Here is a 13,993-nt window from a genome sequence, read left to right as displayed (position 1 = left end):
CGATTTACCGCGTAAAAATAAAGGAGATCTTAGCTTGAGCAGCATGAAAAAAGAAGTAGACGTGCTCATTATAGGCGCCGGTATTTCTGGTATTGGCGCAGCTTATCATTTACAAAAAAACTGCCCACGTAAGTCATACGCTATTATAGAAGCGCGCAGCGCTATGGGCGGCACGTGGGACTTGTTTCGCTACCCGGGCATTCGCTCCGACTCAGACATGTATACCTTTGGTTTTAATTTTAAACCTTGGCCGTCCCAAAAGGCAATATCTCCAGGTGAAGATATTAAAACCTACGTGAGTGAAGCGGCCAATGAAAATGGTATTACGCCGCATATTGTGTTTGAGCATAAAGTAATAGCCGCTAACTGGGATGGCGCGTGTGCTAAATGGCATACAAAAGTACTCAACGTAAAAACCGGCGTGCATTGCACGTATATCAGTCGATTCTTTTTTTCATGCGCGGGCTATTATAACTATGAGAAAGGCTATACGCCTTATTTCAAAGGGATTGAAACCTTTGTTGGTCGTGTAATTCACCCACAGCATTGGCCACAAGACTTAGATTATAGCGGTAAAAAAGTGATTGTGATTGGCAGCGGCGCCACCGCCGTAACGCTGGTGCCGGCCATGGCAAAAACCGCAGCGCATGTCACCATGCTGCAGCGCTCACCTAGCTATGTACTGGCAAGGCCTGAACAAGACGCTGTGGCGAATTTCTTGCGCCGCTGCCTGCCTGCTAAAGCGGCCTATAGCATTAGCCGTTGGAAAAACATATTGCTTGGCATGCTAATGTATAAGATCGCTAAAAGCAGGCCAGAAGTACTAAAGAAATTGCTTCGAAAAGAGATATTCGCGGTTTTAGGCAAAGACTATCCGGTGGATAAGCACTTCAAACCCAGCTACGAGCCGTGGGATCAGCGCTTGTGTTTGGTGCCCGACGGTGATTTATTCAGCGCAATAAAAGATGGCTCAGCCAGCCTAGTAACTGACCAAATTGATTGTTTTACTAAGCAAGGTATAAAGCTGCAGTCGGGCGAAGTGTTAGAGGCCGACATTATTGTGACCGCTACGGGTCTCACGCTACAGGTGCTTGGTTCATATAATCTTAGTGTCGACAACATAGCGTTTACGCCTGCCGATAGCTATTGCTATAAAGGCATGATGTTAAGCTCACTGCCTAACTTCGCCTTTACGATGGGCTACACAAATGCGTCGTGGACCTTAAAATCAGACTTGGTAGGGAAATACGTCTGTCGCCTAATTAATCATATGGATAAGCATCAATATGACTACTGCCAGCCTGTTTTACCTGCACAAGGCATACAGGCAGAGCCTTTGATAGACTTCACTTCAAGCTATGTGCTGCGATCGCTTAGCCAAATGCCCCAGCAGGGTAGCAGCAAGCCTTGGAAACTCAATCAAAACTACATACTTGATCGTATAAGCTTAGGCTATTCATCGGTAATAGACGACAGCCTAATGTTTGCTTCTATAAGCTATGAGGAGCAACTGTGACGAACAACTATGACGAACAGCTATGACGAACAGCTATAGTGCGACAGCCCACCTACATCAAAAAACGCCAGAGGCTTTAGTTTGTAATACTTATCTTGTTGCACTTGTGTTTGCTCAGCGTAAGGCTGCGTCATTACATCTTGTAGCTCTTTAACAAGCGTGTAATTCCCTTCACTGGCCTGCTGATATGCAGGCGCCACAAACCATTCACGTAAACTGTACTTTGGGTTGACGAGTTTCATCTGCTTTGAAACCTGTTCACGAGAATGCCCTGAAGCAACACTTTCAAGCTCAATAAGGGAATTCCATTTTACGAACCAAGCAGACCAAGCTTTTTTCAACGCTTCTGGATTTGCGCTGTGGTTGGATTGCGCAGAACCGTTCACGCCTTTATAAAAGCTCTTTTCAAGTGAGCCAATGTCGTGGGGAAGTGATGAAAGCTCACGAAAGAAGATGGTGTAATCTACCGGTGTTTGCACCATAAGGCTTTCAAGCTCACTAAACAGCATAGGGTCATATATATTTAACCCGAGTTTGGCAGCCCACATGGTTTCCATTTTTGTTTGCATTGCTTTAGAAAAGCTAATTTGAATCTCGGTCAATTGCTGTGCAAAATCCTGATGTTGTGCGAGCAGCGGACGCACCGCCGTGCAGAACATATCAAAGTTACGCTGGGCTGCTTCGCCTTGGTTCAAAAATGCGAAGTGCTGACCGCCGCCCGTCCATGACTGAAAGAAAGGGTGAAACGCATCAACAAAACCAAACGGTCCGTAGTCGAGTGTGTAGCCGCCAAGCGCGCAGTTGTCGCTGTTGAAATTGCCTTGGCAAAAACCTACACGCACCCAGTTCGCCACAAGAGACGTAAGGCGATTGCGAAATTCTTGCGCTAGCAGCACGATTTTTTCAGGCATGCTAAGGCTGTTATCGATGACCTTGCTGTACTCACGGTCAATCCCGTGTTGCACAATTTTCTCAAGCTCTTGCATAGCGTTTGGATGTTGATTGCTGCGCGCGCGGCGGCCAAAAAGTTCTAACTGGCCAACGCGAATGAATGACGGCGCAACCCGCGTCGATATAGCTACAGGCTCTACCAAAGAGGTATCGGGATCTTGCGCGTGCGAACCTTGTGAGTACCACGGTCGCCTAACTTTTTCGGTTTTAGACACATACAAACTTAAAGAACGCGACGTTGGCACACCAAGCGCATGCATGTGCTCTTGGGCCAAAAATTCCCGTATACTCGAACGCAGCACCGCGCGCCCGTCGCCACCGCGGCAGTATGGTGTGCGACCACCGCCTTTTAGCTGCATTTCCCAGCGTTGATTATTAATAACCGCCTCAAGTACCGACACTGCGCGGCCATCGCCATAGCCATTGCCGGTTCGAAACGGGCACTGCTGAATATATTCAGTGCCGTAAATAGAAAGCGCGTAGCCCGTTGCCCAGCCCACTTTTCGCATTGGCTGTGGAAGGTGTGATATGTCACCAGAAAACATAGCCATAAAATCAGTCGACTCAGCCATAGCGTCGTTAAAGCCAAGCTCACGAAAAAAGTCTTTGCTGTGCGTCACATACTCGGGATTTGCAATTGGCGTAGGGGTCACCGGCACATAATGACCCGAAAACACCTGTCTTGGTTCGTGATCATCTCCGTTTGCAGTGGCATCGGGATCGCAGTTCAAAGTGTCCATAAGCGAGTAGTCTGCGAGCTTGGCGATGTCTTCAAGCTTTGCAATAGTAGTCGACACTTGCTCACTTTGGATGTTTGCCTTCATATTCATGTGTATTCTCCAAGATGTTTTATGGCTTTACCCAACTATAAACGCTGTGCGTATATTTGTTTATAAGATACGTAAGAGCTTTCATATCTATTGTAAACATATTAAGTATACGCATCGCAAGGTATCAATGACCAAGCAGCAAGCACATAGCTGCACGCTGGGGTGGCAACACTTGGCTTGGTAAGGTAAATCCAGTCACTTGGTCATGTTCAGCATCGTTTGTTACTACTTCGGTAGATCTGCCGTTGTCTGTCCAAGGCGCCCATTCATCTAGTGCGAATTTTCAAACACGATTAGGGCTACTAGATAGTCGGCTAATAAAGGTAAAAACGTGAAAATAAATCGTATATTTCACACTAATTTCACATAGTATTGACATAGATATTAAAAGCTACAAGCCAAACAGGCTAAGGCTCTCTTACTGTGCGCCAGGAGGGTTTTAATGAACACCGCAGTGGTATTTTTCAAGTCAATCTAAGACCTTGATAACGCTAGAACCTAGTTGGGCTGCGCTTGCCATTTAGTTTATCATTGATGGCTAGATAGCCGCACAGATTTCATCTACAAACCACGGCACAAGCGTTGAAGCTTGGCCGTAATGACACTCAGTAAAATTACTTTGACCTTCACTGGGATCTAGATTTAATTCAATGCAGTGAGCACCCACATACTGTGCTTCTTGAACAAAGCCAGCGGCAGGATAAACATTACCCGACGTGCCTATTGACACAAAGACATCAGCCTCTTGCAGGTGGGTTTGAATCGCCTTCATGTGATAGGGTGTTTCACCAAACCAAACAATGTCGGGGCGCATTGGGCTTGGCGTGTCACAGCAAGCACATTTTGTACAAGAACTTACGTCGTCAACAGTGCTAACGGCGCTGTTGGAATTTATACATTTTGCAGATAGCAGTTCACCGTGCATATGAATAACATTTTTGCAGCCGCCGCGCTCGTGCAGGTTATCTACATTTTGAGTAATCAGTACGAAATCTTGCTGCAGTTTTCTTTGCAGTTTAGCCAGTGCAATATGGGCTGGATTTGGGGCAACTTCATCGTTCAACAGCTGTTGACGCCTAGCATTGTAAAATCGATACACTAACTCTGGATTGCGCGCAAATGCTTCTGGCGTAGCCACTTCCTCTACCGTATGATTTTCCCATAAGCCCTTATTGTCCCTAAAAGTGCTAATACCCGATTCGGCAGATATACCTGCCCCGGTCAAAATCACGATTTTTGGGTGTTTGATTGTGTTAAGAAAAAAGTTAAGGTGCTTCACTATTAGGCATATCCTTTACGCATAGATATTTCTATACAACTTTATAATAGTATCTTTATTGGGTACGTTAGGATTATTGGCCACAGAGCCAGATGCAAGCGCTTGATTCGCCATTGTCTCAAGTAAGCCTTCATAGGCTTGTTTTACAATACCAAATTCAGACATCATAGGGACTTTTAATATTGTATTTACCGTGGTCAGAAACTGCGTTAATCGAGTGTGGCACTCTGCTATGTGCTGGGTAGAAGAAATTAAGCCCATATGCACAGCGCACTGTGCATATTTTTCTGGCGCACCGCTTAACGAAAACTGGGTGATTGCGGGCAGCAGCATAGCGTTGCTCATGCCGTGAGGCACGTGAAAGTGAACGCCTAAGGGGCGACTCATGCCATGCACTAAGCCCACTGAGGCATTAGAAAACGCAATCCCCGCTAGGCTTGCACCTAACATCATTGCTTCTTTTGCAGCTAGTTTGCTTGGTGTTAGGCAAGCGCTTAGTAGATTAGGCGCTATCAATTTCATAGCCGCTATTGCCTGTTGATCACTGTACAAATTTGATTTTTTACTCACGAAGGCTTCAATTGCGTGAGTAAGAGCATCTATGCCGGTGTCTGCGGTAATGCGAAAGGGCGCAGTTAAGGTAAGCTCATAATCAACTATTGCGGCTTTTGGCATGAGGCCGGGACCCATGCAGAGCATTTTTTCAGATGTGTTGCTATCACTTATAATAGTCACACGTGTACATTCTGAACCTGTGCCGGCGGTAGTCGGAATAGCAATAACAGGAATGCTTTGCTGTATTACCTGAAAGGGTACTTTATAGTCGCGCATACTGCCGCCATGCGAGGCTAAAAGCGCGATTGCTTTGGCACTATCAATAGCGCTGCCGCCGCCTAATGCAATTAAGCTGTCATAGTTATCTGTGGCGACTAAATTAACCGCTGCTAGTATTGACGCTTCATCGGGTTCAGGCATAACCTTAGAAAATACTGGTAAGGTAATATCTTGTTGTTCAAGAATGTTGCTTATAGTAGCAACAAGACCAAGTTTAACCATGGTCGAGTCAGTAATTAGAAAGGGGCGAGTAGAAGATAGGCTGCGCAAAATAGCGGGTAGCTCATTTATGGCACCCGCGCCGATTTGTAAAATAGAGGGCAGATTGATCATTGTAGACATAGAGGATATCCCGTTGAATGTTGGCTAATGGCGCTTCGCTAAATACCCGTGCAATAGGCGTTTAACTATCTATATCAGCCAAAATAAGTGGAAGCAAGCTAGTTTTAATAGAACAAGACCTAGTCAGGCTCATTCGCCGAACGAATTCTCTCTATTCGTTCTTGCTCTTCATCAAATGCGGCTTTTATTTCTTCCATAACCGTGTTGACATCAGCTGCACTTTCATCAAACTCAAACTGTCCTGTTAAGATAACCTCGGGGCTTAAATCACCTGCTTCAAACAGTGCCCACATTTCTTCACCATAGTGGGTTTGTAGTAATTCGGGGGCAAATTCGCCATAATATTCTGTCATGTTGTGAACATCGCGCAATAGCATACTGTAGGCGTTGTTATTTGCTGCTGCGTCGACTGCCTGCGGTAAGTCAATAATAACAGGACCATAATCGTCTACTAGCACATTAAACTCTGATAGATCACCGTGAACAATACCTGCACATAGCATTAACTGGACGTATAGCATAACCTGTTCATGGTCTTCAATAGCTTGCTCAGCAGACATAGACACATCGTTTAGACGTGGCGCAACTTCGCCTTGTTCATCGGCGATTAGTTCCATCAACAGCACGCCATCGTAGCAGCCATAGGGCTGCGGAACTCTTACCCCAGCTTTGCTAAGTTTGAATAGCGCGTCGACCTCGGCATTTTGCCACTGATCTTCTTGCTGCTTGCGGCCAAACTTGGAGCCTTTTTCCATAGCGCGTGCGCGCCTTGTGCTTCTTACTTTTCTGCCTTCGTTGTACTGCGCGGCTTTTTTGAAACTGCGCTTCATCGATTCTTTATATACTTTGGCACAACATATGCGACCCTGACTTTTTACCACGAATACAGTCGCTTCCTTACCACTCATAAGTTGGTAAAGCACTTCGTCTACTAGGCCGTCGTCTACTAAAGGTTGTAGTCGTTTTGGTATTTTCATAGGGCGTTTGTTTAGTACCTTTGTGTTGAATAAATAGGCTAATTTCAATGCGAAATCACAATATTTGACTTCTTAGCATCATTTTTAATGTGCAGCTCGATTATTAACTGCTAAGGCATATATACATGCGTAAACCGGTCATGCTGAGCGCTACTACATAAAATTTTTTCAGCGCCCCTATAGTACTATAGCTGCCATTGAAACTGTACTTGTGTACTCGTAAAACAAAAAATCCAGCCTAAGCTGGATTTTTTACCTAAAGCGCAGTCTGTTTACTTTCTGAGTTTGTTAATCAATCTCAACTGTGCAACGGCTTCAGCAAGTTCTATTGCTGCCTCTGCATAGTTAAAGTCAGCACCACCCTTTGCAATGCGCTCTTTTGCATGCTGTTGAGCGGCTTGTGCCGCTGCTTCATCGAGCTCTTCTGCGCGTACTGCAACATCGGCTAATACCGTTACATGTCCAGGCTGTACTTCTAATATGCCGCCGGCCACATAAATGAGTTCTTCTTCACCAAACTGTTTTACAACTCGCACCATACCAGGCAGCAAACTAGTGATTAAAGGTGCATGACCAGGATAAATCCCAAGCTCACCTTCTGCACCAGATGCCTGAACAGTTTCTACCAAACCAGAAAAGATCTCTGCCTCAGCGCTTACTACGTCCAAGTGTGTTGTCATTGCCATTGTCGGTCTCCTTAAATAACGTCAACGTTATTTTCAGCGATTACTTATTCTTGTTCGCTTTTTCTACCGCTTCTTCTATTGAACCAACCATGTAAAATGCTTGCTCTGGAAGACTGTCGTAATCACCGTTAAGAATACCTTTAAAGCCACTAATGGTGTCTTTAAGCGATACATACTTACCCGGAGAACCTGTAAAGACCTCTGCTACGAAGAAAGGCTGTGACAAGAATCGCTGAATTTTACGAGCACGTGATACTACCTGCCGGTCTTCTTCAGATAATTCATCCATACCTAAGATCGCGATGATATCTTTTAGTTCTTTATAACGCTGCAGCACAGACTGCACGCCACGCGCAGTGTCGTAATGTTCTTGGCCGATAACTAGCGGGTCAAGCTGACGCGAAGTAGAATCAAGCGGGTCAACCGCCGGGTAAATACCTAAAGATGCAATATCACGCGATAATACGACCGTTGCATCTAAGTGAGCAAAGGTAGTAGCAGGAGATGGATCGGTTAAATCATCCGCTGGTACATATACGGCTTGAATTGACGTAATTGAACCGGTTTTAGTAGAGGTAATACGCTCTTGTAAGACACCCATTTCTTCCGCTAATGTAGGCTGATACCCAACCGCTGAAGGCATACGGCCTAACAAAGCAGAAACTTCTGTTCCGGCCAAAGTATAACGATATATATTATCCACGAAAAACAGCACGTCACGACCATCGTCGCGAAATTTTTCAGCCATAGTCAAGCCTGTTAGTGCAACACGTAAACGGTTACCAGGAGGCTCATTCATTTGGCCATATACTAATGCTACTTTATCAAGTACATTTGAATCATTCATTTCATGGTAGAAATCGTTACCTTCACGGGTGCGCTCACCAACACCTGCAAACACAGAATAACCGCTGTGTTCAATCGCGATGTTACGAATAAGCTCCATCATGTTTACCGTTTTGCCTACACCGGCTCCACCAAACAAACCAACTTTACCGCCTTTTGCAAACGGGCATACTAAATCTATTACTTTTATGCCTGTTTCAAGTAGCTCAGTTGAGCTTGACTGGTCTTCATAGCTGGGCGCTTCACGGTGAATAGACATACGCTCTTCTTCACCAATGGGGCCAGCTTCATCTATTGGGTTTCCCAATACATCCATGATGCGGCCTAAAGTAGCAAGGCCCACGGGGACTTGAATAGCCTCACCTGTGTTATTTACCATTAAGTTACGACGTAAACCATCGGTGGAACCCATGGCTATTGTTCTTACAACACCACCACCAAGCTGCTGTTGTACTTCTAACGTTAAACCTGCTTGGTCGCCATCGGCCACTCGCAGTGCGTCATATACACGTGGTACGGAATCTTGTGGAAACTCAATGTCCACTACCGCACCAATGATCTGGACGACCTTACCTTGACTCATAATTAGTCCTCTTATACTTTAAAATTCTTTTGCTAAACCGCTGCTGCGCCACTTACAATTTCACTGATTTCTTGTGTAATTGCGGCCTGACGCGCCTTGTTATATATTAATTGTAAATCATCAATAAGATCGCCGGCATTGTCCGTTGCTGCCTTCATTGCCACCATTCTGGCTGCTTGTTCAGACGCAACGTTTTCAACCACACCTTGATAAACAACTGTCTCGATGTATCTAGCAAGTAAAGCGTCTAGAATTTCATCAGCGTTGGGCTCATATAAATAGTCCCAAGTGTGTTTACGTTCTTCTTCCATTGACTTTGGTAATGGCAGCAATTGATTAACAACCGGCTCTTGGCTCATGGTGTTAATAAATCGGTTATACACTAAGTAAATTTTATCAAGTGTGCCGTTTTCGTATGCGTCTAGCATGACCCTCACAGTACCTACTACCTTACTTAAAGTAGGTTTGTCACCTAAACCGGACTCAGCTGCCATTACGTTGCCACCAAAACGGGAAAAGAAATTTACTGCTTTTGCACCAAGTGCAGCAAAGTAAAGTCCTGTACCTTGTTCTTGATAAGCTTTAATACGCTTAGATACTGCCTTAAATTCATTTGTATTCAGTCCGCCACATAGACCACGGTCGGTCGAAATAACAATAAAACCGACGTTTTTCACTTCCCTCTCTTCTAAGAAAGGGTGGCGGTAATCTAAGTTAGCGCTGGCGATGTGACCAATGACTTTCTTCATACTTTTAGCATAAGGACGTCCTAATTGCATCCGCTCCTGTGCCTTCTTCATTTTTGAGGCGGCAACCATTTCCATCGCGCTGGTAATTTTTTGGGTGTTTTTAATACTCCCAATTTTACCTTTAATCTCTTTTCCGCTTGCCATGAAATTTTCTCCGATTACTCAACGACCGCTCTAATACCAATTAGAGCCTGTGGATTACCAGCTTTGAGTCGATTTGAATTTGTCAAATGCGCCTGCTAACTGGCCTTCAATATCGTCGTTATAGTTTCCAGTCTGATTAATTGTGTCCATCAGTTCTTTGTATTCAGCCAACATGTAAAAGTGCAGGGCCGCTTCAAAATCAAGTACTTTATTTAGCTCAATGTCTTTCAAATAACCTTTTTCTGCCGCAAATAGCGATACGGCCATTTCAGCAACAGATAACGGTGAGTACTGGTTTTGCTTCATCAATTCCATTACTCGCTGACCATGCTCTAGTTGTTCTCTAGTAGCATCGTCTAGGTCTGATGCAAACTGAGAAAATGCGGCTAACTCGCGATATTGAGCAAGTGCAAGACGAATACCACCGCCTAACTTCTTGATGATTTTAGTTTGTGCAGCGCCACCTACTCGAGAAACAGAGATACCGGCGTTTACAGCAGGGCGTATGCCGGCGTTAAATAAATCTGACTCAAGGAATATCTGACCGTCGGTAATTGAAATTACGTTTGTGGGTACAAAGGCAGATACATCACCCGCTTGGGTTTCAATAATTGGCAACGCGGTTAGTGAGCCGGTTTTACCTTTAACTTCACCTTTTGTGTACTTTTCAACGTAGCTAGCATTTACGCGTGCTGCTCTTTCTAACAAGCGTGAGTGTAGGTAAAATACGTCACCTGGGTATGCTTCACGACCTGGTGGACGGCGCAGCAATAATGACACTTGGCGATAAGCAACTGCTTGTTTTGACAAATCATCATAAACAATAAGTGCGTCTTCGCCGCGATCACGGAAATATTCACCCATAGTACAACCAGAATAAGGCGCAAGGTATTGGAGTGCCGCTGATTCAGAGGCCGACGCAGCTACAATAATGGTATGCGCCATCGCGCCGTGTTCTTCTAATTTACGCACAACGTTGGCAATGGTTGATGCTTTTTGACCAATCGCCACATATATACATTTAACGCCGGTATTTTTTTGATTTATAACCGCATCTATTGCTAGCGCTGTTTTACCCGTTTGGCGATCGCCGATAATAAGTTCACGCTGGCCGCGGCCAACCGGGATCATTGCATCAACTGATTTATAACCTGTTTGAACAGGTTCATCTACCGATTGGCGCTCAATTACGCCTGGTGCAATTTTTTCAACCGGCTCAAAGCGCTCAGCGTCTATCGCCCCTTTACCGTCGATAGGCTCACCTAGGGTGTTAACAACACGCCCTAACAGCTGTGGACCTACTGGCACTTCAAGGATACGACCAGAGGACTTTACTTTATCGCCCTCTTGCAGAGTATTATACGGACCCATAACTACCGCACCTACCGAGTCTCGCTCAAGGTTAAGTGCAATGGCGAAACTGCCGCCTGGCAATTCGATCATTTCGCCTTGCATTACGTCTGCAAGACCATTAATACGGATAATGCCGTCGCTTACGCCAACGATTGTACCTTCGTTTCTTGCTTCACTTACTACTTCAAACTGGTCAATTCGTTTCTTAATCAGTTCTGCAATCTCTGTAGAATTAAGTTGCATACTTATATTCCCGTTATGCTTGTAACGCGTCGTTGAGACGGTTCAATTGTGAATTTAAGGAGCCATCTATAACAGTGTCGCCTGCTTTTACAATTAGGCCTGCGACAATGCTCGGATCCACGCTACAATTTAAATGTACTTTGCGGTCAAAACGTTTTTCTAATGCGGCGCTTAAGCTATTTATTTGGGCATCATCAAGCGCAATGGCAGAGGTTACATCAACATTAACTTGCTTTTCGCGCATCGTTTTGAGCTCGTTAAACATAGCCGATATTTCTGGCAATAATGCTAAACGGTCATTTTCCGCTAAAATCTTTACAAAGTTTTGGCCTTTACTATTAAGCTGTTCTCCGCAAATACTAATGAACATTGTGGCAACCTTGCTAGCCGCATCTGCACCTACTATAAGCTGTTGTATGCTCTCATTTTTTGCGACTTCAGCTGCAAAAACCAGCATACTTTGCCACTCTTCTATAGATGAGCTGTCAGCTGCAAAATCAAAGGCGGCTAGAGCATATGGACGAGCTGCTGTTGTCAATTGAGACATGACTTACTCTCCTAAAGCTCTTGGACAAGTTTTGCAACAATGTCTTTTTGTGCGTCGGCATCAATTTCACGCGCAAGAATTCTTTGGGCACCAGCTATGGCTAGTAGACCAACCTGCTTGCGCAAGTCTTCTTTGACGCGATTTTTCTCTGCTTCAACTTCGGCGTAACCCTGTGCGATAATTTTTTCGCGCTCAGCGTGCCCCTTTTGTGTTTCTTCTTCAACCAGCTGATTTGCACGTTTTTTAGCTTGGTCAATAATCTGGCTAGCCTGCACTTTCGCTTCACGAACTTGGTCTGTAGCGCTTGACTTTGCTAACTCAAGATCCTTTGTTGCTTTGTCTGAGGCAGCAAGACCATCTGCTATTTTTTTCTGTCTTTCTTCAATCGCGCCTATGAGCGGCGGCCATACATACTTCATGCAGAACGCAACAAATACAGTAAACGCAATTAACTGACCTATTAGGGTGGCGTTAAAATTCACGTCCGCTCCTCCTATTGTTCATTGGTTAACCTATAAAATAGAGTGTTAGTACACACCACCTAAACCAGGTGCAACAACGAATAAGATATAGAGAGCTATACCAACACCGATCATAGATATAGCATCAATTAGACCAGCTAGGATGAACATTTTGACCTGTAACTGCGGTGCTAACTCTGGTTGACGAGCAGAAGATTCTAAGAATTTGCCCCCCATGATTCCGAAACCAATAGCAGTACCTAGGGCACCCATTCCGATTATTATTGCAACTGCGATGTAAATCATTGTTATCTCCGAGTAATGTTAAATATAAATAAAAGTAAAAATAAAAGTAAAAGTAAAATCGTTACTAGTGTTCTTCACATGCCAAACTTAAGTAAACGATGGTTAGCATCATAAAAATAAAGGCTTGTAATGGAAGTACTAGAATATGAAATACAGCCCAAGCGAAATGCAATGGTAGTTGCAGATAACCAATGGTTGCAATCAGTATAAATATAAGTTCACTAGCATAGAGGTTACCAAACAAACGTAACGACAATGAAAGTGGACGAGCCAGCAAAGTGACTATTTCTATCACCAAGTTAAAAGGAATGAAAACCCAGTGATTTAGTGGCTGCATGGTTAATTCTTTAGCAAAGCCTTTTATGCCCTTAACTCTAAGAGAATAAAATATAATAAGTATAAAGACGCCTATTGCTAAAGCAAAAGTCGTGTTTATGTCGGTTGTGGGTACGATTTTTAGGTAGACATCTTTTGGGTCCATACCAAAGGCATACTGACCAATTAACCCTGCTATCCATGGAAATAGATCTACAGGTATTAAGTCTGTCAGGTTCATTAACAATACCCATACAAATATGGTGAGTGCTAATGGTGCAATTAATCGACTGGTGCCATTAAAGGAGCTTTTGACGTTGTCGTCTACAAATTCAACAATCATCTCGACAAAAGCCTGGGTTTTACTCGGTACACCGATTGTTGCTTTTTTCCCTATTCGCCAAAAGAAATATAAAAAACAAACGCCAATTAACACTGAAGACCCAATAGTATCTACATGCAACGTCCAAAAGCCAGCGTCTGCGCAGGCCTTATTAAATGCGATTCCACCATCGGCAGTACACATTTTTGCGTTGGTTAAATGGTGATTAATGTATTCTTGCGTAGTGTCGTAAGATGCCATTGTTAAACCCAAATTATTAATTTAAAAATTTTTACGTATTTTTATTAAATGTTAATTTTTAACACTTAACACGAACATTGCGGCCCACTGACTGACCATTGTTATTGCGTATGCGCCTAATAAATATAAAGGCTGAACATGTAACAGTGAAAACGCAATAACGAATATTAACGTTGTAAGAACAAGTTTTAACTTCATACCTTGATTCATACTTTGCGCAACTACTCTATTTTTAGTTGCACCGGCATATCGGAACACCCAATACGCAAAAACGCTGTGTGGTATTAAAAAACTAATGACGCCTAGTATAATGGACAACGATAACTTTGGATCATAAAAGATTGATAACGAAAGCATACACAAACCAACCAAAAATTGAACGACTATGCCTTTGACGGCAAGCCGTTTACCTGGCGCTGCCAAATCAGTTGCCATATCTTAGTTCCTG

General features: G+C 44.0%; 14 protein-coding genes. 1 reads left to right on the top strand and 13 read right to left on the bottom strand.

From position 1 onward, the window contains the following. Window positions 1-43: 43 nt before the first annotated feature. Window positions 44-1,516 (top strand): flavin-containing monooxygenase, encoded by a 1,473-nt coding sequence (locus tag GPUN_RS11205; RefSeq protein WP_040521003.1) that lies wholly within the window; start codon window positions 44-46, stop codon window positions 1,514-1,516. 20 nt (window positions 1,517-1,536) lie between these two features. On the opposite strand, the gene GPUN_RS11200 is transcribed toward GPUN_RS11205, so the two are convergent. The 13 genes from GPUN_RS11200 to GPUN_RS11140 form a co-directional block, all read right to left on the bottom strand. Continuing rightward, window positions 1,537-3,297: a protein adenylyltransferase SelO gene (locus GPUN_RS11200; RefSeq protein WP_006006756.1), complete on the bottom strand. Its 1,761-nt coding sequence runs from the start codon at window positions 3,295-3,297 to the stop codon at window positions 1,537-1,539. 538 nt (window positions 3,298-3,835) lie between these two features. Further along, entirely contained in the window at window positions 3,836-4,576 is a 741-nt protein-coding gene (gene cobB / locus GPUN_RS11195) for a Sir2 family NAD+-dependent deacetylase (protein WP_006006754.1), read from the bottom strand. A gap of 15 nt (window positions 4,577-4,591) precedes the next feature. Then, window positions 4,592-5,752: an iron-containing alcohol dehydrogenase gene (locus GPUN_RS11190; protein WP_006006752.1), complete on the bottom strand. Its 1,161-nt coding sequence runs from the start codon at window positions 5,750-5,752 to the stop codon at window positions 4,592-4,594. A 119-nt stretch (window positions 5,753-5,871) separates the two neighbouring features. Then, window positions 5,872-6,729, bottom strand: coding sequence for a PA4780 family RIO1-like protein kinase (locus tag GPUN_RS11185; RefSeq protein WP_040521002.1), 858 nt, complete (start codon window positions 6,727-6,729; stop codon window positions 5,872-5,874). A gap of 272 nt (window positions 6,730-7,001) precedes the next feature. Beyond that, complete coding sequence (locus tag GPUN_RS11180; RefSeq protein ID WP_006006749.1) at window positions 7,002-7,415, bottom strand: F0F1 ATP synthase subunit epsilon; 414 nt, start codon at window positions 7,413-7,415, stop codon at window positions 7,002-7,004. 40 nt (window positions 7,416-7,455) lie between these two features. After that, window positions 7,456-8,844, bottom strand: coding sequence for a F0F1 ATP synthase subunit beta (gene atpD, locus GPUN_RS11175; protein ID WP_006006747.1), 1,389 nt, complete (start codon window positions 8,842-8,844; stop codon window positions 7,456-7,458). A gap of 32 nt (window positions 8,845-8,876) precedes the next feature. Further along, complete coding sequence (gene atpG / locus GPUN_RS11170) at window positions 8,877-9,737, bottom strand: F0F1 ATP synthase subunit gamma (protein ID WP_006006746.1); 861 nt, start codon at window positions 9,735-9,737, stop codon at window positions 8,877-8,879. 54 nt (window positions 9,738-9,791) lie between these two features. Next, window positions 9,792-11,333 carry a F0F1 ATP synthase subunit alpha gene (atpA, locus tag GPUN_RS11165; protein WP_006006744.1) on the bottom strand — a complete coding sequence of 514 codons (1,542 nt, stop codon included), beginning with the start codon at window positions 11,331-11,333 and terminating at the stop codon, window positions 9,792-9,794. Window positions 11,334-11,346: 13 nt separating this feature from the next. Next, window positions 11,347-11,880, bottom strand: a complete 534-nt coding sequence (gene atpH, locus GPUN_RS11160) for a F0F1 ATP synthase subunit delta (protein WP_006006742.1) — start codon at window positions 11,878-11,880, stop codon at window positions 11,347-11,349. A gap of 11 nt (window positions 11,881-11,891) precedes the next feature. Then, window positions 11,892-12,362 (bottom strand): F0F1 ATP synthase subunit B, encoded by a 471-nt coding sequence (gene atpF, locus GPUN_RS11155; RefSeq protein ID WP_006006740.1) that lies wholly within the window; start codon window positions 12,360-12,362, stop codon window positions 11,892-11,894. 45 nt (window positions 12,363-12,407) lie between these two features. Continuing rightward, the gene (atpE, locus tag GPUN_RS11150; protein ID WP_040521001.1) at window positions 12,408-12,647 is read right to left on the bottom strand and encodes a F0F1 ATP synthase subunit C; all 240 of its coding nucleotides are present in this window, start codon (window positions 12,645-12,647) and stop codon (window positions 12,408-12,410) included. A 64-nt stretch (window positions 12,648-12,711) separates the two neighbouring features. Beyond that, window positions 12,712-13,545: a F0F1 ATP synthase subunit A gene (atpB, locus tag GPUN_RS11145; protein WP_006006735.1), complete on the bottom strand. Its 834-nt coding sequence runs from the start codon at window positions 13,543-13,545 to the stop codon at window positions 12,712-12,714. A gap of 51 nt (window positions 13,546-13,596) precedes the next feature. Continuing rightward, the gene (locus GPUN_RS11140) at window positions 13,597-13,980 is read right to left on the bottom strand and encodes an ATP synthase subunit I (RefSeq protein WP_006006732.1); all 384 of its coding nucleotides are present in this window, start codon (window positions 13,978-13,980) and stop codon (window positions 13,597-13,599) included. Window positions 13,981-13,993: the final 13 nt, after the last annotated feature.

It is taken from the genome of Glaciecola punicea ACAM 611, assembly GCF_000252165.1.
Taxonomy (GTDB): Bacteria; Pseudomonadota; Gammaproteobacteria; order Enterobacterales; family Alteromonadaceae; genus Glaciecola; species Glaciecola punicea.
This window is presented reverse-complemented; position numbering and strand designations above follow the sequence as displayed.